We start from the raw sequence: 18548 nt of genomic DNA, 5'->3' as shown, positions 1-18548 counted from the left end.
ATGCTGCTCGCGATCGACGTCGGCAACACCAACGCCAAGTTTGCGCTGTTTCGCGGGAGCGAACTGCTTGCGCGCTGGCGGATCGCGACCGACGACCGGCGCACCGCCGACGAATATATGGTGTGGCTCGACCAGCTGATGCGGATCGAGGGGCATGACCGCGGCGACGTCGATGCCGTCATCATCTCGACTGTTGTGCCGCGCGCGCTCCACAATCTGCAACTGCTGGCTCACAAATATTTCGGCGTCGACGCGCTGATCGCGGGCCGCGAGCCGGTGAGCTGGGGTATCGCGCTGAAAGTCGATGAACCGCAATCGGTTGGCGCCGACCGCGCGGTCAACGCGATCTCGGCGCAGGCGGTCGAGCCCGGCAAGGACAAGCTCGTCATCAGCTTCGGCACCGCGACGACGCTCGACCATATCGGCCCCGACGGCGCCTATCTGGGCGGGATCATCGCGCCGGGGGTCAACCTGTCATTGGAAGCGCTGGTCGCCGCCGCCGCCAAGCTTCCGCGCATCGCCATCGAGGCGCCCGCGAGCGCCAGCGTGATCGGGCGGACGACCGAAAGCCAGATGCTGATCGGCGTCTATTGGGGCTATGTCTCGATGATGGAGGGGCTGATCGCGCGCATGAAGGCGGAGATCGGCAAGCCGCTCACCGTCGTCGCCACGGGCGGCCTCGCGACGCTTTTCCAGGAACAGGCGCATCTGTTCGATCGCATCGAACCCGATCTGACGCTGAACGGGCTGATGCACCTTTATTATCAACGAAAGCCAACGACATGACGACTCCGGGCAAGGAGCTGCTTTTTCTCGCTTTGGGGGGATCGGGCGAGATCGGCATGAACGCCAATCTTTACGGCTGCGACGGCAAATGGATCATGCTCGATCTGGGCGTGACCTTTGGCAGCCAGGATTATCCGGGCATCGACATCGTCATGCCCGACCTGGAGTTTATCGAGGACCGCAGGAAAGACCTGCTCGGCATCATCCTGACGCACGGGCATGAGGATCATATCGGGGCGATCCCCTATCTCGCCGCCGACCTTGGCGTGCCGCTCTATGCCAACCGCTTCACGGCGGGGCTGATCGCGCACAAGCTCGCCGAAGAGGGGCTGGAGAAGGAGGTCGAGATCAAGGTCGTCGACATCGATGACAGTTTCCGCATCGGCCCGTTCGGCATCCGCATGGTCCCGCTTGCGCATTCGATCCTCGAAATGAGCGCGGTGGTGATCGACACGCCCTATGGCCGCGTCTTTCACACCGGCGACTGGAAACTCGACGAAGAACCGATCCTGGGCGTGCCCGCGACCGCCGCGGCGCTCAGCGCGATCGGCGACGAGGGCGTCGATTTCCTCGTGTGCGATTCGACCAATGCCTTCAACGCCGAAGAATCGGGCAGCGAAGGCGCGCTGCGCGCGGGATTGGAGCAGGCGGTCGGCGCGGCGAAGGGCAGGGTGGTCGTCACCACCTTTGCCTCCAACGCCGCGCGGCTGCACACGCTGGGCGAGGTCGCGCGGGCGACCGGGCGCAGCCTCTGCGTCGCGGGGCGCTCGCTCGACCGCATCCTCGGCGTCGCGCGCTCGGTCGGCTATCTCAAGGACTTTCCGCCAACGGTCGATTTCGACGAGGCGATGCGCCTGCCGCGCGACAAGCTGATGGTGATTGCGACGGGGGGGCAGGGCGAACCGCGCGCCGCGCTCGCGCGCATGGCGGCCGACGGCCACCAGATCAAGCTGGAGGCGGGCGATACCGTCGTCTTTTCATCGAAGCAGATCCCGGGCAACGAAGTCGCGATCGGGCGGATCATGAACCAGCTCGCGGCAAAGGATGTGCTGACCGTCACCGAAAAGCAGGCGCATATCCATGTCAGCGGCCATCCCGGCAAGCCCGAGCTGGCCGCACTCTATGGCTGGCTGCGCCCGAAGCTGGTGGTGCCGGTGCATGGCGAAATCCGCCACATGCACGAACAGGCACGCTTCGCGCTCGAAAAGGGCGTGCCGGGCGCGCTGGTGCAGGAAAATGGCGACCTCTGCCGTCTCGCGCCGGGGCCGGCGCAGATCGTCGAGCGCGTGCGGTCGGGCCGACTGATCCTCGACGGCGACGTCATCCTGCCCGCCGATGGCGAAACGATGAGCGAGCGGCGCAAGCTGTCGCTCAACGGCCATATCACCGTCGCGGCGATCTATTCGGGCAAAAGCTTCGTCGACAGCGCGATCAGCTATCGCGGTGTCCCGGTCGAGGACGAGCGCGCGGCCTTTATCGACGAAATGCGCGAAGCCGCCGAGCAGGCCGCGACCGGCCCCGCGCGCGACGAGGAGAAACTGCGCGAAGCGATCCGGCTCGGCGTCCGGCGGATCGCGACCGACTGGACGGGCAAGAAACCCGTCGTCGATGTGATGCTCGTCGAAATCTGAGGACCGGTCGATGAAATGGACGTCTGCGCTAGCGATCTTCACCCTCTTCTGGGTGTTCAGCGCCTTCTTCGTGCTGCCCTTCCATGGCCGCCGCGCGAGCGATGACGCCGAGCCTTTGGTCGCGGGCCAGGATCGCGGCGCCCCGGCGCGCTTTCGTCCGGGGCGTGTGGTGCTTCAGATGACGATCGTCGCGGCGGTCGCCTTTGCGGTTTATTACGTCGCCTATGTGAACGGCTGGGCCGATCCCGATGTGCTGACCGGGCGGGCGTGAGTTTGGGGTAAGCACCGACGATATCGGTTGTCGGCTTCGGGGTAGGAAGCGGACTCTCTCAGCGACGCCGAAGAACCTCTTCGAGGTTTTTCACAGCCTTCGCGTAGCTTTTGATCCTGGCTGCGAAATCGGGGTATGATTCTGGAGAATGGCAAGTCGTCGGCATTGTTCGGACTTCTCCATCCGGAGCGGCAAGATCCTTCTGAAATCGCCGTCTAATCTCGTCTTCAAGCCTTCGCAAATCGTCGTCTATCTTCTTAATCGCGTCTCTGGGACACACATACATCGTTTGCTTCGACGCTTCCTCATACGCGATAAGGATGTCCTGCGGAATGGCCGCTCCTTCCATAGGCGTTTCGCGTGCGCCGGCAGGGCCAAGCGCGCTAGCAGCAAGCCATCCCGCGATCACAAAGGGCAAGAAGGAAAAACGATCCACAAGCAGGGGATAGCATGTCCGACGGAACGGCAGCAATTGATCGCTTTCAGACATTCGTCATCCCGGACTTGATCCGGGATCTATAGCAGCGCCGTCGTCGTGGATCCCGGATCAAGTCCGGGATGACGACGATAGATATGGCAGTTTCCGGTCGAATGCTGCCGCAATTCCGCTCAGAGAATCGGACCAGATCAGCCCCGCAGCCGGTCGATCGCCTGCGCCAGCGCTACATACAGCTTGCCGATGTCCGACGACAGCAGGGTCACGCTGATCGCCGATCCGTCGCGCGCGCCGATCAGCAGGCGCAGCATCGCCTCGAAATCGTGGATGAACTGATTGACCGCGGCGTGGAAGCCGTCGTCATTCTGGTAGAGGCGCAGGATTTCCTTGACCTCGCTATTTTCGACCAGCTTGACCGCACGGCGGGCAAAGACGCCGCGGTCGCCCTTGAGATAGGCGTCCCACGCCGCGTCGCTCACCTCACTCGACAAAATCTTGGTGACGTCGATCGCCGTCGATTTCAGCGCCTCGGTGAGCACGCCGACCTGTTTGGCGAGCGAATCGCGGTCGGATGCGGCGATCGCCTGTTCGGCCTCGCTCACGCGCTGTTCGACACTCGCGCTGGTGTCCATGATCGCGGTCATCTGGCGCATCAGCCGCTCGGCGGCGCCGTTCGCGGCGGCGACGGCGCGCGCCGACGCATCCTCGATCGCCGCGAGCTGCGCCATGATTTCGGTCTGGAATGCGGCGTCGATCGCCTCGCTCGCGGTCGCCTTCATCGTCTCGCGCGCGCCGTCGACGAGCCGTTCGAGCGTCAGCCGCGCCTCATTCGCCGCCGAATCGGCGGTTGCGCGAACCTCAGCCAGCGTCGCGATCATCCGCGCCCCGCCTTCTTCGCTGAACGCTTCAGCCCCGTCGCGCAGCTTGGCGAGCGCCGCATCCGCCTCGGCGAGCGACGTTTTCAGGCGGTCGGCCATCGCCTGCTGTGCTTCCGCCTGGCCCGCCATCTGCTCTCCGTTCGAGCGCAGCGTCGCCTGCACGGCGTGGACGTGCGACACCGTCGATTGCGCGACAAGCTCGGACGATTCGAGCAGCGGACGGATTTCGGCGAGCGCCGATTGCGTCGTCTTGCCATGCCCGGCGATGCGGTCGAGCGCGTGCGGCAGCGTTTCGTCGAGTTCGCGCGTCACCGCATCAAGCGCGAGCAGCAGCGATTCGGCGTGGGTGACGAGCTGCGCCGACGCATGATTGCCGCTCTGCACCTGTTCCTGGAACGCCGCGAGCTGCGCCCTGGTGTCGTCGATCGCGCGCCCGACGACGCCGGTGCTGGCATCGACATTGACGTTGAGCGTTTCGAGCTGCTTGCCGACCTCGGCGACATGCGCGGCGATCCGGGCGGCAAGCGCATCACTCGCATCGGCGTGCGCCGACAGCTGCGCGCCCATCGCGTCGCCGGCATCGCGCGCCGCGGCGAGCCTGGCGTCCATTTGCGCCGCCGCGGCGTCGACACCCTCGCGGAAGCGGCGCCAGCTCTCCTCGCTTTGCGCGGACAGCGCGGCGAGCGTGTCGGTCATCGCGCTGCGCACCGATGCCGCGCCCTCGGTCACGCGCGCCAGCGCCGCGTCATGGGCGCCGACCACCTCCGCCGACGCCGCGAGCAGACCGCTTTCGGTTTCCTTCGTCTGTTCCTGCAGCGCGACGATCGCTTCGAGAAGCGCCTCGGTCGAAGCCTGTCCGGCCCGCGCCGCCCGCGCCGCCTCTTCGCCGAGCGCGGCGAGCCTGGCTTCGAGATTGGCTCCCTGCTGGTGCGCGACCAGCCCGGCCTCGCGAAAATTGACCGCGAGCCGCTGCGCCACATCGTCGATCCGCGGCAGTCCCGCGAGAAGGCCGTCCATCCGCTGCAACGCGACATCGCCCGACCGCGCGAGCTGGTCGTGCGCATTGGCGATGACCGAGGCATTGCTGGCGAGCTTGTCGCTGCTTTCACCGAGTCGCATGACCGTATCGAGGCCGAGCTGCTGGACGAGCCGCGCCTGTTCCCCCAACTGCTTCTGCGCGTCGGCGAGGTGCAGGCCGAGCGCGTGCATCGATTGGTTGAGCGCCTGATTTTCGGCACGCAGCGCGGCGGCGACGCGCGCGAACCGGGCCTGCTCCGAGCGGCTCGAGCGCAGCCAGAGCATCCAGAGCATCGCGATCAGGGTGAGCGGCATCGCGATCGTCGCCACAAGCCCAGGCCAGTCCGCAAGCGCCGGAGTTTGCGCGAAACCATCGGTCGCGATGCCGAGCGCAAACGCCGTCCATCCCAGCGCAAGAAGGACAAGGAGCGTCGGTACGCCGCGCTCGCGCCACGCTGACGGCGCGACATCCTCTGCGGCGATGGCCCCGGTGGCGTCATCGAACGGCGTCATATCCAGCCATTCGCGGTCGCCCGCCGTGTCCGCGTCCGCCGCAGGCACGCCGTCGGGCGCGGCGGCTTCGACCGACGCTGTGCTGTCCGCTTCCGGCTTTGCCGCGGAATCCCGCCACAATCCGACGATTTTCTTTTCCCCCGTCATCCCGCCATCTTAACAGCAAATGCCCGCCATGAAACGGAAACTTAACCACGCAGGTGGCAAGGCTGTGGAATGTCGTTCGACAGCGGCCCTCTCGACCGGTATCTGAGCGCCGCGTGCGGCGACGATCCGGCGATGGCGGCGGATCTGCGCACGGCGTTCACCGCCAGCGCGCGCGACCTTGCCGACCTGCTGCGTCGCGCGCGATGCGACGCCAACTGGGAAATGGCGGCGCTTCGCCTCAAAAGCCTGGCGGCCACATTCGGCATCGTCCCGCTCATCGAACTCGCCGAGGAAGCGATAGCGGGCGCGCCGGGCGACCCTGCGGTGCTGCGCGCGATCAACCGCGTCATCGAAGAGATCGCCTGACCGCCGCGGCGGGTTCAATCGCCGTTCAGCCGCGCGCATCCAGAGAAATATCGATAGCGGCCGTCTTGCCATGGCAACGCGACGGGTTTAGCCGCGTTAACGACACGCGACCGGACGTGCGTGCGCGGCGGACGGTCCACGAGTTTCAGAGGAGAGATTTCGATGTTCAAGCGTTTCCGCTCGATGCCCGCAACGGCGATGGCCGCCGTGCTGGGCTGCGCGCTGATGACGACCGCAACCCCCGCCGCGGCCCAGAAGAAACCCAAGAAAGAAGAAGCCGCCAAGGGCAAATCGCTCAGCCCCAGCAAGGGTTTCGCTCCCGCGCTCAAGAAGATGACCGATGCGACCGGCGCCAAGGATGCCGCCGCGTTGCAGGCGGCGATGACCGAGGCGCAGGCGAGCGCGACATCGCCCGACGACAAATATCTGCTGTCCTTCTATCAGCTTCAGCTCGGCATCCTGAACAAGGACACGGCGCTTCAGGGGCAGGGGCTCGACGGAATGCTCGATTCGGGGCTGACCCCGGCGGAGAATCTCGCGACCTATAATTTCTATTCGGGCAATTTCGCTTATGGCGCCAAAAATTACGCCAAGGCGATCCAGCGGCTCGAAGCGGCCAAGGCCGCGGGCTCGACCGAGCCGGCCTTGTCGGCGATCCTGATGGACAGCTATTTGAACGCCGGACAGGTCGACCAGGGATGGGCGATCGCCAAGGCGGGCATCGACGCCGCGCGCGCCGCGGGCGCCAAGCCGTCCGAGGAGCTTTATGTCCGCCCGGCGCAGGCCTTTCAGAAAGCCAATCGGACCAATGAGATGCTCGACGTGCTGACGATGCGGGTCGAGGATTATCCTTCGCCCGCGACGTGGCGCAATACGCTCTATATCCTGTTGCAGCAGTCGGGCGGCGACAAGGAGCTCAACCTCGACATCCTGCGCCTGATGCGCGCGACCAATGCGATGACGCAGCGCCCCGAATATCTGGAGTATGCGGCGCTTGCGGTCGAAGCGGGCTATCCGGGCGAAGCCGTCGCCGTGATCCGCCAGGGACAGGATAGCGGCGTCATTCCCAAGGGCGACGCCCATTTCGGCAATATCCTGGAAACGCAGACGCCGCGTGCGGCCACCGACGCCGCCGCGGTCGCCGCCGACGCGGGTAAGCCCGCGACGCTGAACAATCCCAAGGCCGCGCGTTCGACCGCCGACGTGCTGGTCGGCATCGGCCAGCCGGCCAAGGCCATCCCGCTCTATGAAGCGGCGCTCAAGGGTGCGCCGACCGACACCGTCGCGCAGTTCCGACTGGGCGTCGCACAGGCGCTCGCCGGACAGGGCGACGCTGCCGCGGCCAGCTTTGCCAAAGTGCAAGGCAGCCGCGCGCGGCTGGCAAAGCTGTGGACGGTGCGCGCCAAGGCCGGCGCAGCACCGACCGCGACGACCGCCGGCTGATCGCAGCCGCCGTCGCGACAAGGGCGCCGCTCTCGCCGGAGGCGGCGCCCTTTTGCATCGTGCGGCGATCAGGGCTCGACGGGGATGCCCGCCAACTGTTTTGCGGTGCGGATCGTCAGCGACGTCTTGACGCTGGTAACGTTCGGCGCCGAAGTGAGATGGGCGGTCAGGAAGGACTGAAAGCTTTGAAGGTCGCGCGCCACAACCTTCAAAAGAAAGTCGATTTCGCCGTTCAGCATATAGCATTCGCGCACTTCGGGCAGGCCGCCGACATAATCCTCGAACGCTTTCAGATCGGCTTCTGCCTGGCTGCGCAAGCTGACCATCGCGAACACGGTAATGCCATAGCCGAGTTTCGCCGCGTCAAGGTCGGCATGATAGGAGCGGATGACGCCCGCCTCTTCCAGCGCGCGCACGCGGCGCAGGCACGGTGGAGCGGTCAAACCCACCATCTGGGCAAGCTCGACATTGGTTATCCGCCCATTCTTCTGCAATTCGCCCAATATCTGCAGATCAATCTGATCGAATTTCTGACTCGCCATCGTTGAAACATCCGCTTTCCAAAATCGCGATGACCATAATTATATTTCAGGCGATTGCAATTGTCCCACAATGCGACGCGGATGGTTAAGGCACTTTCGTGACTGGATGATTCACGCTAGCCGGTAAGCACAGGGTAACCAACGACTGTGGGGCTGGTTTGGCGTGACTGCTGACTCGATGATCGCGACCATCTTGCGCCAGGCACCCGCCGACCGGCGTACGCGCATCACGGCCTGGCGGCAACTCACCGATATTCTGGCGCAGCGCGGCAATCAACTGGCGGAAGAGGATGTCCGGCGCAGCCTGCATGCGCTCGCCGTCCTGCGCCCGCATGTCCCGGAGGATGTTCGCCGCGATTGCGCGCGCGCGATCGCGCGCCATGGCCGCTTTGCGCCGCTCGTCGCCTTCTATGCCCATGACGTCGCGGCGGTGTCGGCGGCGATTCTGCGCGAGGCGCGCCTGAGCGAAGCCGACTGGCTCGCGCTGTTGCCCGCGACAAATGCCATGGCGCGATCGGTGCTGGCTGGACGCCGCGACCTGCCCGAAGGCGTCGGCCGCGCGCTGGCCGCGCTCGGCGCAGCGTCAGTGGCGCTGCCGCACCCGGCGCGGGCGGCGACGGACGACACGCTATCCGCGCCGACCCGGCGGGCTGAAGGCGTCGCCGACGCCGCGCCGAGTCAGATCAGCGAACTGGTGCGGCGGATCGACAAATATCAGTCGCGCCGCAGCCAGCCCGCATCGGCCCGAAAACCGCGGCGATCCTTCCAGTTCGAAACCGGCCCCGATGGCGTGATCCACTGGGCCGACGGCATCACCCGCGGCGCCATCATCGGTCTGTCGATCGCCGATGCGGCCTTTGGAGGCGAGCCCGGCACCGACGGCGCCGCGGCGGGCGCCTTTCGGCAGCGCGCCGAGATCGTCAGCGCGCGCCTGTGGCTGGAGGGAATGGCCGACGAAGCCGGCGAATGGCGCTTCTCCGCGCTGCCCTGGTTCGATCCGGCGACGGGGCAGTTCCGCGGCTATCGCGGTACCGCGCGGCGGCCGCACCACAATGAAACGCCTTATGGCCGACCACAGGCGGACGATCCGGGCGATTCGATCCGCCAGCTCATCCACGAGCTGCGCAGCCCGCTCAACGCCATATCGGGCTTTGCGCAGATCATCTCGGGCCAGATGTTCGGACCGGTCAGCCAATCCTATCGTAGAATGGCCGAAACGATCGTCGCCGACGCGGCGTCGGTGCAGGCGATCATCGACGACCTGGAGATCGCGGCGCGACGCGGTCATACGGTGCCCGACCGCGAGTCGAACGAAACGGTCGATGTCGCCGCGATCGTGAAGCAGGTCGAAACCGACCTCGCGGCGTTGCTGGCCGAACATCGCATCGAATTGACGTTGGCGCATGTCGGCAGCGGCCCCTTTCTGGGGCGCGCGAGCGATGCCGATGCGCGGCGGATGATCGGACGCCTGCTCACTGCGCTGGTCGATGTTTGCGAGCCGGGCGGGATCCTGGTCGGCCAGCTGGTGACCGATTCGCCGCATGACGACATGATCCAGCTGCGCATCGTGCGCCCGGCAGCGATCCGCTTTGCCGACGCCGCCGACCTGCTCGATCCCGGTTTCAGCCCCGAAGGCGAAGCGCCGGGCGCGGCCGTGCTCAGCCTCGGTTTTTCGCTCCGCCTCGTCGACAGTCTCGCCCGTGCGGCGGGGGGGCGTCTCGACATCGGGCATAACGCCTTGACCTTGCACCTGCCGTCCGCCACCTCGAAGCCCGAAACCGAACGGGAGCTCCAGCAGGGCGAGTAGGTCGCGCGCTGAACGGGCAAGGGGGCCAAGGTGCAGCCTGCGGGCAATTTCTTCGCATATCCGCCCGCGTCCGAGCTGATTCGGCTCGGCGATGGCGAGCGGCCGCGCTTCTGGGTGACGATCGACACCGAAGAGGATTTCGACTGGGATGCGCCCTTCGCGCGCACGGGATTTGCGCTCGGTTCGATCCCCGCGCTCGCCGATTGCCAGGCCTATTTCGAGCGCGCCGCCGTGCGGCCAATCTATCTGGTCGACTGGCCCGTCGTCGCCGACGACCGCGCAGTCGATATTCTGCGTCCCGCCTGTGCCGCTGGTCGCTGCGAAATCGGCGCGCAGCTTCATCCGTGGGTGACTCCGCCGCACGACGAGGAAGTGAATGCGCGCAACAGCTATACCGGCAACCTCCCGGTCGCGCTTCAACGCGCCAAAATGACAGTTCTGCGCGACGCCATCGGCGACCGATTCGGCGTTGCGCCGACGGTCTACCGCGCGGGTCGTTACGGCCTCGGCCGCGAAAGCGCCGCGATGCTTGCCGCACTCGGCTTTCGCTGCGACACGTCAGTGCGCTCGGGCTTCGACTATCGCGCCGGACATGGCCCGGATTATCGCGCGGCGCCGCTTCACCCCTGGTGGGTGCAGACGGAGGCCGGCCCGGTTCTCGAAATGCCGGTGACGACGGTGTTCGACGGGTTGCTGGGGCGGGCAGGGCGAGCGCTCTACCATCGCGTCGCACGCAGCGGTTCGCGCGCCGGGGCCGCGCTCGCGCGCCTCGGCCTTGTCGAGCGCATCGCGCTGACGCCCGAAGGCATACCCGCAGATCGCGCGGTCCGGGCGATAGACATCGCCATCGACGCGCGCCTGCCGGTGCTCAACTTTTCCTTTCATTCGCCGTCGCTCCAGCCGGGCAACACCCCCTATGTCCGCACGGCGGCGGACCTCGATCATTTTTATCGCTGGTGGGACACGGTGCTGGACCATCTCGCGCGGCGCGGGGTCGAATCGACAACAGGGGCCGAGATCATGGCGATGGCCGAACGAAAGGCCGCGGACTGATCCTTGGCGCTTGCCAATGCGCCGCGCGCTCCGCTATCGCCGCCACATCCCCTTGCGGGTAGCGAAGGGGGCCTGTAGCTCAATGGTTAGAGCTGGCCGCTCATAACGGCTAGGTTGCGGGTTCGAGTCCTGCCGGGCCCACCATTGCCTGCCCAATTCCCCTTGCATATCCGGCGCGAAGCCGGTCCACTGCGTTTACGAAGGGAGAGGGGATATGGGCAGGCGGCGAACGATTTTATTCGGTGGTCTGGCGGTCGTTGCGATCGTCGCCGGGACCGTCGCGATCCGCACCGCAACCTTTGCGCCGGCCGACATTGCCGACGGCAGCGACATCCGGCTCGCTGCGGTGCCCGCCTACGACCTGAAGGCTGCGGCCGCGAACCTTGGCGCGGCGGTGCAGATCCGCACCATCTCGCATCAGGATGCCACGGAAAACGAGATTGCCGAATGGGACCGGCTGCACCGCTGGCTGGCGGCCACCTATCCGGCCGCGCATAAGGCGATGACGCGCGAGATATTGCCGAATCGCACGCTCGTCTATCGCTGGGCGGGGCGCGACGCACGGCGCGCGCCAATCATTCTGATGGCGCATCAGGACGTCGTCCCGGTAACCGAGGGGACCGAGGAGGACTGGAAATATCCGCCCTTCGCCGGCACGATCGCCGAAAATGCGGTCTGGGGCCGCGGCACCGTCGACGACAAAGGCTCGCTTGTCGCATTGTTCGAGGCGATCGAGGCGCTGGCGAAGGGCGGCTTTGTCCCCGAACGCAGCATTTACCTTGTATCGGGGCACGACGAGGAGGTGGGCGGATCGGGCGCGGCGGCTGCGGCGGCGCTGCTCAAGGCGCGAGGCGTGCGCGCGCTCTACACGCTCGACGAAGGCAGCGTCGTGCTGCGCGATACGCCGGTGATCGACGGCCCGGCGATCCTGATCGGGGTGGCCGAAAAGGGCTATGCTACGCTGAAAGTGACCGCCGAAGCACCCGGCGGGCACAGTTCGATGCCGCCCGCCGAAACCGGCGTCACGACGCTGGCGCGCGCGGTGCTCGCGATCACCGACGATCCGTTCCCGATCGAGATGCGCGGTCCCGGCGCCGCAATGGTCGAGGCGCTCGCGGCGCACAAGGGCGGGACGACCAAGATGGCGGTCGCGAACCAGTGGCTGCTGGGATCGGTGCTGAAACGGCAATTGTCGGCGTCACCCTCGTCGGCCGCGGCGTTCCACACAACGATCGCGCCGACGATGCTGGAGGGCAGCCCGAAGGAGAATGTGCTGCCGCAGACGGCGAGCGCACTCATCAACTATCGCATCGCGCCATGGAACAGCTCGGCCGAGGTGATGGCGCGCGCCAGGGCGGCGGTGGGCGATGCCCCCGTCACGCTGAGCTGGGCCAGGCCGCCCGACGAGCCTTCGCGCGTGTCTTCGACGCGTTCGCAGGGCTGGAAATATGTCGTCGCCGCCGCGCGCGCCGATGCCGCCGATGCCGTCGTCGCGCCCTTCCTCGTCGTCGGCGCGACCGACAGCCGCAGCATGGGCGACGTTTCCGAGGATGTGTATCGTTTCATGCCGATGCACTTCACGCTCAAGGAAACCGCGATGATTCACGGCACGAACGAGCATATGAAGATCGACAGCCTGCGACGGATGATCGATTTCTATGCGCGGCTGATTGCGACCTCGGCCGGGTGAGTGCGCCGAAAGGCTGGCCGATAGGGGAAGTGGTCGGGGAGACAGGATTCGAACCTGCGACATCCTGCTCCCAAAGCAGGCGCGCTACCGGGCTGCGCTACTCCCCGACGACCGGACCCGCGCCTTAGACATGCCGCGGGGGCAAGTCCATCCCATGCGCGTCGCGGGCAAAGAAAAAGGCGACCTTCCGAAAGGAAGGCCGCCCTTTTTCGTTTCGGTCAACGCCCCGAAGGGCCGTGACTTACTTGGCTTCTTCGGCCGGAGCAGCAGCGGCGTCGGCAGCCGGAGCTTCAGCGGTCGCAGCAGCGTCGGCCGGAGCAGCAGCTTCGGCGCCAGCGGCAGCGGCTTCGGCGCCCGCAGCGGCAGCGTCGGCACCGGCAGCAGCGGCTTCGGCGCCTTCTTCGGCAACCGCTTCGGCAGCCGGAGCTTCGGTGGTGGCTTCTTCAGCAGCCTTTTCACCGCAAGCGGCGAGGGCGAACATGCTGGCAGCAACGGCGATAGCAGCAAACTTCTTCATGATGTGTGGGCTCCCTAAAATGCCTTTCCGCGATGGGGATTTTCCCCGACCGCGAGCGGCGGGATTTAGAGGTTCCGCGTGAATCGTCAACAAAAATAATTGAGATGGCCGGGCGTGGCGGATTTGTGTCACTTTACCGAAAGAAGGTGCGATCGGCAATTATCCGCGAGGGCGATAGAATCGCAAAACCCGGTCGTGGCAAGGCCAAAGCGCGTACGCGGGGCATGGCGCCAGTCGTCGGCGATGTCGCCTTGCCGCGCCCGGCCCGGCGCGATCTGTCGCGCCTTGCGCCGGGCGGCCCGGTCCGACGTCCGAAGCAGCCCGCATGGGCAGGCACCGCAAAGGCTCCCTCCCGATTGCCAAGCCAGTGCCCATTCGCTAACCGGCGCGCAACTCTTCCGGCCGCCGACGCGGCCCAGCCTTTACCGGAGCATTGCATGGCCGCTCAATATAGTTTCGTGATGAAGGGTCTGACCAAGACCTATCCCGGCGCACAAAAGCCGACGCTCAACAACCTCAGCCTGCAATTCTATCCCGACGCCAAAATCGGCATCGTCGGCCCGAACGGCACGGGCAAGTCGACGCTGATGAAAATCATGGCGGGCATCGACAAGGATTTCGCTGGCGAGGCCTGGCCGGGCGAGGGGATCACCGTCGGCTATCTCGCGCAGGAGCCGCAGCTCGACCCGGCGAAGACAGTCAAGGAAAATGTCATGGACGGCGTTCGCCCGGTCGCCGACATGCTCGACCGCTTCAACGAGATCAGCGCGCTGATGGCCGATCCGCCCGCCGACGCCGACTTCGATGCGCTGATGGAGGAAATGGGCAGCCTGCAGGAAAAGATCGACGCGGTCGACGGCTGGACGCTCGACAACCAGCTCGAAATCGCGATGGAAGCGCTCCGCTGCCCGCCGGGCGACTGGAGCGTCGAGAATCTGTCGGGCGGCGAACGGCGCCGCATCGCGCTCACCCGCCTGCTGCTCGAAAAGCCCTCGATCCTGCTGCTCGACGAACCGACCAACCACCTTGACGCCGAAAGCGTCGCCTGGCTGGAAAAGCATCTCGTCGACTATCCGGGCAATGTCATCCTCGTCACCCACGACCGCTATTTCCTCGACAATGTCGTGAACTGGATCCTCGAACTCGATCGCGGACGTTATTTCGTCTACGAGGGCAATTATTCGACCTATCTTGAAAAGAAGGGCAAGCGGCTCGAACAGGAAGCGCGCGAGGATGCCGGCCGCCAGAAGGCCATCAGGGACGAGCTCGAATGGATCCGGCAGTCGCCAAAGGCGCGCCAGGCCAAGTCGAAGGCGCGTATCAAATCGTTCGATCAGCTTGTCGAAGCGCAGGAAAACCGCGCGCCCGGCAAGGCGCAGATCGTCATCCAGGTTCCCGAACGCCTCGGCGGCAAGGTGATCGAGGTCAACAATATCTCGAAGGCTTATGGCGACAAGCTGCTGTTCGAGGATCTGTCCTTCACTTTGCCGCCGGGCGGGATTGTCGGGGTTATCGGCCCCAACGGTGCGGGCAAGTCGACCTTGTTCAAGCTGATCACGGGGCAGGAACAGCCCGACAGCGGCAGCATCACCATCGGCGACACGGTGCGCCTCGGCTATGTCGACCAGAGCCGCGACGCGCTCGACCCGAACAAGAATGTCTGGGAGGAAATCTCGGGCGGCCATGACATGATGTCGATCGGCAAGCATGAGATGCAGACGCGCGCCTATGTCGGCGCGTTCAACTTCAAGGGCACCGACCAGCAGAAGAAGGTCGGCCAGCTGTCGGGCGGCGAACGCAACCGCGTCCATATGGCCAAGATGCTGAAACAGGGCGGCAACGTCCTGCTGCTCGACGAACCGACGAACGACCTCGACACCGAAACGCTCGCCGCGCTCGAAGAAGCGCTCGAAAACTTCGCGGGCTGCGCCGTGGTCATCAGCCACGACCGCTTCTTCCTCGATCGCCTCGCGACGCACATTCTGGCGTTCGAGGGCGACAGCCATGTCGAATGGTTCGAGGGCAATTTCGAGGCCTATGAGGAGGACAAGATCCGCCGCCTCGGCGAAGGCGCGACGCGGCCGCACGCGACGACCTACAAGAAATTGTCGCGCTGACCGATATGGGGAAGGGGGACGGCATCTCGGCGAGCGCGATCCGCATGGACGCGGAGGCGCTCAACGCGTTCATGGCGGAGGCCTTTCCCCAATCGGAACCGGGATCGCGCGGCTATGTGGTTTCGGCCACGCCGGGTCTGTGCGCGCGCGGATGGACCCGACCGACAAGGCGCTGCGTCCCGGCGGGCTGATTTCGGGGCCGACGCAGATGGGCTTCGCCGACATGGCGGCCTATGCGCTCGTCCTCGCGCATATCGGGCCGGTGGCGATGGCGGTGACGAGCGCGCTCAATTACCAGTTTCTGCGGCCGTGCAGTCCGGGATCGCTGTTCGCCGACGCGCATATGCTGCGCCTCGGCAAGCGGCTCGCGGTCATGGACGTCCGTATCTGGACCGACGATCCGCTAAAGCCGGTCGGGCAAGCGAATGTGACTTACGCGATTCCGTGACGCGGCTGCTCAGGCCGGTTTGAATTTGCCCGTGGCTTCGTCCATGACATGCAGCACCCCGTCGCTGATCGCAAAAAAGGCGCCGCGCAGTTTCAGCGTCCCGCGCGCTTCCTTTTCCTGAATACAGGGAAAAGTGCGAAGATTCGCGATGCTGACGCGCACAGCCGCCATTTCCATCGCGCGGCCCGCGTCGCGGCTGTCGAGGTCGGAATGCTCCGCCCGCACCTCGTCGCTCGCATCGTCGAGCAGCGCGATCCAGTCGGCGATAAAGCCGCCGCGACCCGGTTCGGCGCCCGCCATCGTCCCATGCAGCGCCGCATGGCAGCCGCCGCAAAGGCCATGGCCCATGACGACGATTTCCTCGACCTTCAGGAATTGCACGGCAAACTCCAGTGCGGCCGAGACGCCGTGACGTCCGGGCGTCGTTTCAAACGGCGGCACAAGCGCGGCCACATTGCGGACAACAAAGATTTCACCCGGATTGGTATCGAAAATCTGCGACGGTTCGACGCGGCTGTCGGAGCAGGCGATCACCATCACCTTGGGTGACTGCCCCTCGGCAAGCTCGTTCCAGCGGTCGCGCTGTTCCTGCCACCCACCATTACGGAAACGGCGATAGCCCTCGATCATGTCGGCAAAGTGAGTCATGGCGGCCCCATAGCATAGGTAGAGAGGTTGAGAAGAGGGGCATAGGCGACTATGTGGGCGCGATGAACGCTCCTGCCGCACCCGCCGCCCCGCCGAGCCAGCGCTCGCGCAAGCCCGACTGGATTCGCGTCAAGGCGCCGACCAGCCCCGGCTATGCCGAAACGCGCAAGCTGATGCGCGAGCTGAACCTGCATACGGTGTGCGAAGAGGCGGCGTGCCCGAACATCGGCGAATGCTGGACCAAAAAGCACGCCACGGTGATGATCCTGGGCGACACCTGCACGCGCGCCTGCGCCTTCTGCAACGTCAAGACGGGGATGCCGCGCCCGGTCGACCTGCTCGAACCCGAACATACCGCGATCGCCGCCGCGAAGATGGGGCTGACGCATATCGTCATCACCTCGGTCGACCGCGACGACCTGCCCGACGGCGGCGCGAGCCAGTTCGTCAAGGTCATCGAGGCGCTGCGCCGCGAAACGCCGCAGACGACGATCGAAATCCTGACGCCCGATTTTCGCAACAAGCCCGAAAGCGCGGTCGCCGCGATCGTCGATGCCCGCCCCGACGTCTATAACCACAATCTCGAAACCGTGCCGCGGCTCTATCCGACCATCCGCCCCGGCGCGCGCTATTATGCCTCGCTGCGCCTGCTCGAAAGCGTCAAGCGGCGCGATCCGTCGATCTTCACCAAGTCGGGCATCATGCTCGGTCTCGGCGAGGAACGGATGGAGGTGCATCAGGTGATGGACGACATGCGCAGCGCCGACATCGATTTCATGACGATGGGCCAATATCTGCAACCGACGCCGAAACATGCCAGGGTGATCGACTTCGTGACGCCGCAGGCGTTCGACGCCTATGCGCAGATCGCGCGCGCCAAGGGCTTTCTGCAGGTCGCCTCGTCGCCGCTGACGCGCTCCAGCTATCACGCGGGCGACGATTTCGAGCGGATGCGCGCGGCGCGCGAGGCGCAACTCGCGCGCACGCGCGCCGACTGAGCCGGTCTTGCCCCGCCACCACGAAACGCGCGATCTGCCATACAGCGCCGAACAGATGTTCGCGCTGGTGACCGACATCGCACGCTATCCCGAGTTCCTGCCGTGGGTCGTCGCGCTGCGCGTTCGCAGCGACAGCGAGCATGAGGCGGTCGCGGACATGATCGTCGGCTTCAAGGGGCTGCGCGAGAGTTTTTCGTGCCGCGTCCACAAGCAGCGGCCGTGCGAGGTGGTCGTCAGCTATATCGACGGCCCGATGAAGCATCTCAGCAACGAATGGCATTTCCAGCCCGCCGCAGGCGGCGGCTGCCGCGTCGATTTCATGGTCGACTTCTCGTTCCGCAACCGGATGTTCGAGGCCCTCGCGGGACAGATGTTCGATAAGGCGCTGAGAAAGATGATCGCCGCGTTTGAAGCGCGCGCCGACGAACTTTACAATCCGGACGCGCAACCCCCGATCATCGCTGACAGCAATCCGGCATCAGATGCGGCGATCGGTGAGGGGCGATGAAAATCGCCGCGATTTCCGATATTCATGGCAACCTTGCGGCTCTCGATGCGGTTCTGGCCGACATAACTCGTCGCGGAATAGAATGCGTCGTGAATCTGGGGGATATATTGTCAGGCGGCCTCTTCCCCGCAGAGACCGCCGACCGACTGATGAAGCTTAACATTTCTACTATCCGCGGTAATCACGAGCGGCAGATACTGGAACAAGCGCGTGACAGAATGGGGCTGTCTGATCGCCATGCAGCGGCAAATTTGCGGCCGGACCATCTGGCCTGGATCGCCGCGCTGCCCGAGACCATGCAAATCTCGGACGATATTCTGCTTGTCCACGGAACACCCGACAGTGACCTCGTCTATTTTCTGGAAACGGTCACCGAGGATGGATTGCGGGCGGCCACCCGAGACGAGATAGTTGAACGTACGGGTGCAGTCAGTGCCAGCCTGATCCTTTGCGGTCACACGCATGTGCCCCGGATAGTTCGCCTCGATGACGGGCGGCTGATCGTTAATCCGGGAAGCGTCGGCTTGCAGGCATATGACGACGACCAGCCCTTTCCGCACATCGTGGAGACCGGGTCGCCTCACGCGCGTTATGCGATAGCGACGATGACCAATGGGACGTGGTCAGCCGAGCTTTGCGCCGTTGAATATGATTGGGAACAGGCCGCGCGCGACGCGGAGGTCAACGGCCGGACCGACTGGGCCAAGGCACTCCGAACCGGCCGCGTTTGAA

The 18548-nt window shown here is 65.3% G+C and carries 18 protein-coding genes and 2 tRNA genes; 15 read left to right on the top strand and 5 right to left on the bottom strand.

The genetic code is table 11. The annotated features are described in order from the left end of the window. Genes SPYCA_RS06080 through SPYCA_RS06070 form a run of 3 tightly spaced genes read left to right on the top strand, consistent with a single transcriptional unit; the run spans position 1 to position 2688 of the window. Entirely contained in the window at positions 1-786 is a 786-nt protein-coding gene (locus tag SPYCA_RS06080) for a type III pantothenate kinase (protein ID WP_120219356.1), read from the top strand. Next, entirely contained in the window at positions 783-2417 is a 1635-nt protein-coding gene (locus tag SPYCA_RS06075) for a ribonuclease J (RefSeq protein ID WP_120219355.1), read from the top strand. Before SPYCA_RS06080 ends, SPYCA_RS06075 begins: the two co-directional genes overlap by 4 nt. 10 nt (positions 2418-2427) lie before the next feature. After that, entirely contained in the window at positions 2428-2688 is a 261-nt protein-coding gene (locus SPYCA_RS06070; protein ID WP_120219354.1) for a DUF1467 family protein, read from the top strand. Between the two features lie 58 nt (positions 2689-2746). On the opposite strand, the gene SPYCA_RS06065 is transcribed toward SPYCA_RS06070, so the two are convergent. Together SPYCA_RS06065 and SPYCA_RS06060 are read right to left on the bottom strand one after the other, a co-directional pair. Continuing rightward, positions 2747-3178, bottom strand: a complete 432-nt coding sequence (locus SPYCA_RS06065) for a hypothetical protein (RefSeq protein ID WP_120219353.1) — start codon at positions 3176-3178, stop codon at positions 2747-2749. Between the two features lie 137 nt (positions 3179-3315). Beyond that, a complete protein-coding gene (locus SPYCA_RS06060; RefSeq protein WP_120219352.1) occupies positions 3316-5679 on the bottom strand; it encodes a hypothetical protein in 2364 nt (787 codons plus the stop codon). A gap of 69 nt (positions 5680-5748) precedes the next feature. Here SPYCA_RS06060 and SPYCA_RS06055 point away from each other — a divergent pair, with 69 nt between their 5' ends. Both SPYCA_RS06055 and SPYCA_RS06050 read left to right on the top strand, forming a co-directional pair. Beyond that, a complete protein-coding gene (locus SPYCA_RS06055) occupies positions 5749-6045 on the top strand; it encodes an Hpt domain-containing protein (RefSeq protein WP_120219351.1) in 297 nt (98 codons plus the stop codon). 162 nt (positions 6046-6207) lie between these two features. Continuing rightward, positions 6208-7488 carry a tetratricopeptide repeat protein gene (locus SPYCA_RS06050; protein WP_120219350.1) on the top strand — a complete coding sequence of 427 codons (1281 nt, stop codon included), beginning with the start codon at positions 6208-6210 and terminating at the stop codon, positions 7486-7488. Between the two features lie 68 nt (positions 7489-7556). Here the strand turns inward: SPYCA_RS06050 and SPYCA_RS06045 are convergent, their stop codons facing one another. Then, positions 7557-8030 carry an Lrp/AsnC family transcriptional regulator gene (locus SPYCA_RS06045; RefSeq protein ID WP_120219349.1) on the bottom strand — a complete coding sequence of 158 codons (474 nt, stop codon included), beginning with the start codon at positions 8028-8030 and terminating at the stop codon, positions 7557-7559. A gap of 178 nt (positions 8031-8208) precedes the next feature. Between SPYCA_RS06045 and SPYCA_RS06040 the strand changes: the two genes are divergently transcribed. The 4 genes from SPYCA_RS06040 (at position 8209) to SPYCA_RS06025 (ending at position 12580) form a co-directional block, all read left to right on the top strand. After that, positions 8209-9837, top strand: a complete 1629-nt coding sequence (locus SPYCA_RS06040; protein WP_120219348.1) for a histidine kinase dimerization/phospho-acceptor domain-containing protein — start codon at positions 8209-8211, stop codon at positions 9835-9837. Between the two features lie 30 nt (positions 9838-9867). Beyond that, entirely contained in the window at positions 9868-10890 is a 1023-nt protein-coding gene (locus tag SPYCA_RS06035) for a polysaccharide deacetylase family protein (protein ID WP_120219347.1), read from the top strand. A gap of 68 nt (positions 10891-10958) precedes the next feature. Next, positions 10959-11034 (top strand) — tRNA-Ile (locus tag SPYCA_RS06030). Positions 11035-11104: 70 nt separating this feature from the next. Continuing rightward, positions 11105-12580 (top strand): M20 family peptidase, encoded by a 1476-nt coding sequence (locus SPYCA_RS06025; RefSeq protein WP_120219346.1) that lies wholly within the window; start codon positions 11105-11107, stop codon positions 12578-12580. A gap of 30 nt (positions 12581-12610) precedes the next feature. On the opposite strand, the gene SPYCA_RS06020 is transcribed toward SPYCA_RS06025, so the two are convergent. Next, positions 12611-12687 (bottom strand) — tRNA-Pro (locus SPYCA_RS06020). A 47-nt stretch (positions 12688-12734) separates the two neighbouring features. On the opposite strand from SPYCA_RS06020, the gene SPYCA_RS19220 reads away from it, so the two are divergent. The 3 genes from SPYCA_RS19220 (at position 12735) to SPYCA_RS06005 (ending at position 15662) form a co-directional block, all read left to right on the top strand. After that, positions 12735-13115, top strand: a complete 381-nt coding sequence (locus tag SPYCA_RS19220; protein WP_172594985.1) for a hypothetical protein — start codon at positions 12735-12737, stop codon at positions 13113-13115. Between the two features lie 419 nt (positions 13116-13534). Then, on the top strand, positions 13535-15214 hold the full coding sequence (ettA, locus tag SPYCA_RS06010; RefSeq protein ID WP_120219344.1) for an energy-dependent translational throttle protein EttA: 1680 nt from the start codon (positions 13535-13537) through the stop codon (positions 15212-15214). A gap of 151 nt (positions 15215-15365) precedes the next feature. Next, positions 15366-15662, top strand: coding sequence for a PaaI family thioesterase (locus SPYCA_RS06005; protein ID WP_232003552.1), 297 nt, complete (start codon positions 15366-15368; stop codon positions 15660-15662). 9 nt (positions 15663-15671) lie between these two features. Here SPYCA_RS06005 and SPYCA_RS06000 read toward each other — a convergent pair whose 3' ends face one another. Further along, the gene (locus tag SPYCA_RS06000; protein ID WP_120219343.1) at positions 15672-16310 is read right to left on the bottom strand and encodes a carbonic anhydrase; all 639 of its coding nucleotides are present in this window, start codon (positions 16308-16310) and stop codon (positions 15672-15674) included. Between the two features lie 62 nt (positions 16311-16372). Between SPYCA_RS06000 and lipA the strand changes: the two genes are divergently transcribed. From lipA to SPYCA_RS05985, 3 genes are read left to right on the top strand one after another with little or no spacing between them, the layout of a single operon-like run. Further along, complete coding sequence (gene lipA, locus SPYCA_RS05995; RefSeq protein ID WP_120219342.1) at positions 16373-17308, top strand: lipoyl synthase; 936 nt, start codon at positions 16373-16375, stop codon at positions 17306-17308. 7 nt (positions 17309-17315) lie between these two features. After that, a complete protein-coding gene (locus tag SPYCA_RS05990) occupies positions 17316-17816 on the top strand; it encodes a type II toxin-antitoxin system RatA family toxin (protein WP_232003551.1) in 501 nt (166 codons plus the stop codon). Next, positions 17813-18547, top strand: a complete 735-nt coding sequence (locus SPYCA_RS05985) for a metallophosphoesterase family protein (protein WP_120219341.1) — start codon at positions 17813-17815, stop codon at positions 18545-18547. The genes SPYCA_RS05990 and SPYCA_RS05985 overlap by 4 nt, the downstream gene beginning before the upstream one ends. Position 18548: the final 1 nt, after the last annotated feature.

Origin of the sequence: Sphingopyxis sp. FD7 (assembly GCF_003609835.1) — a bacterium.
Taxonomy (GTDB): Bacteria; Pseudomonadota; Alphaproteobacteria; order Sphingomonadales; family Sphingomonadaceae; genus Sphingopyxis.
The sequence above is the reverse complement of the archived record's forward strand: the minus strand, read 5'-3'. Positions and strand labels throughout refer to the sequence as shown.

Coding starts and splice junctions, on each gene's coding strand:
- SPYCA_RS06080 (WP_120219356.1), top strand. CDS start 1: ATGCTGCTCGCGATCGACGTCGGCAACACCAACGCCAAGTTTGCGCTG.
- SPYCA_RS06075 (WP_120219355.1), top strand. CDS start 783: ATGACGACTCCGGGCAAGGAGCTGCTTTTTCTCGCTTTGGGGGGATCG.
- SPYCA_RS06070 (WP_120219354.1), top strand. CDS start 2,428: ATGAAATGGACGTCTGCGCTAGCGATCTTCACCCTCTTCTGGGTGTTC.
- SPYCA_RS06065 (WP_120219353.1), bottom strand. CDS start 3,178: ATGTCTGAAAGCGATCAATTGCTGCCGTTCCGTCGGACATGCTATCCC.
- SPYCA_RS06060 (WP_120219352.1), bottom strand. CDS start 5,679: ATGACGGGGGAAAAGAAAATCGTCGGATTGTGGCGGGATTCCGCGGCA.
- SPYCA_RS06055 (WP_120219351.1), top strand. CDS start 5,749: ATGTCGTTCGACAGCGGCCCTCTCGACCGGTATCTGAGCGCCGCGTGC.
- SPYCA_RS06050 (WP_120219350.1), top strand. CDS start 6,208: ATGTTCAAGCGTTTCCGCTCGATGCCCGCAACGGCGATGGCCGCCGTG.
- SPYCA_RS06045 (WP_120219349.1), bottom strand. CDS start 8,030: ATGGCGAGTCAGAAATTCGATCAGATTGATCTGCAGATATTGGGCGAA.
- SPYCA_RS06040 (WP_120219348.1), top strand. CDS start 8,209: ATGATCGCGACCATCTTGCGCCAGGCACCCGCCGACCGGCGTACGCGC.
- SPYCA_RS06025 (WP_120219346.1), top strand. CDS start 11,105: ATGGGCAGGCGGCGAACGATTTTATTCGGTGGTCTGGCGGTCGTTGCG.
- SPYCA_RS19220 (WP_172594985.1), top strand. CDS start 12,735: ATGCGCGTCGCGGGCAAAGAAAAAGGCGACCTTCCGAAAGGAAGGCCG.
- ettA (WP_120219344.1), top strand. CDS start 13,535: ATGGCCGCTCAATATAGTTTCGTGATGAAGGGTCTGACCAAGACCTAT.
- SPYCA_RS06005 (WP_232003552.1), top strand. CDS start 15,366: ATGGACCCGACCGACAAGGCGCTGCGTCCCGGCGGGCTGATTTCGGGG.
- SPYCA_RS06000 (WP_120219343.1), bottom strand. CDS start 16,310: ATGACTCACTTTGCCGACATGATCGAGGGCTATCGCCGTTTCCGTAAT.
- lipA (WP_120219342.1), top strand. CDS start 16,373: ATGAACGCTCCTGCCGCACCCGCCGCCCCGCCGAGCCAGCGCTCGCGC.
- SPYCA_RS05985 (WP_120219341.1), top strand. CDS start 17,813: ATGAAAATCGCCGCGATTTCCGATATTCATGGCAACCTTGCGGCTCTC.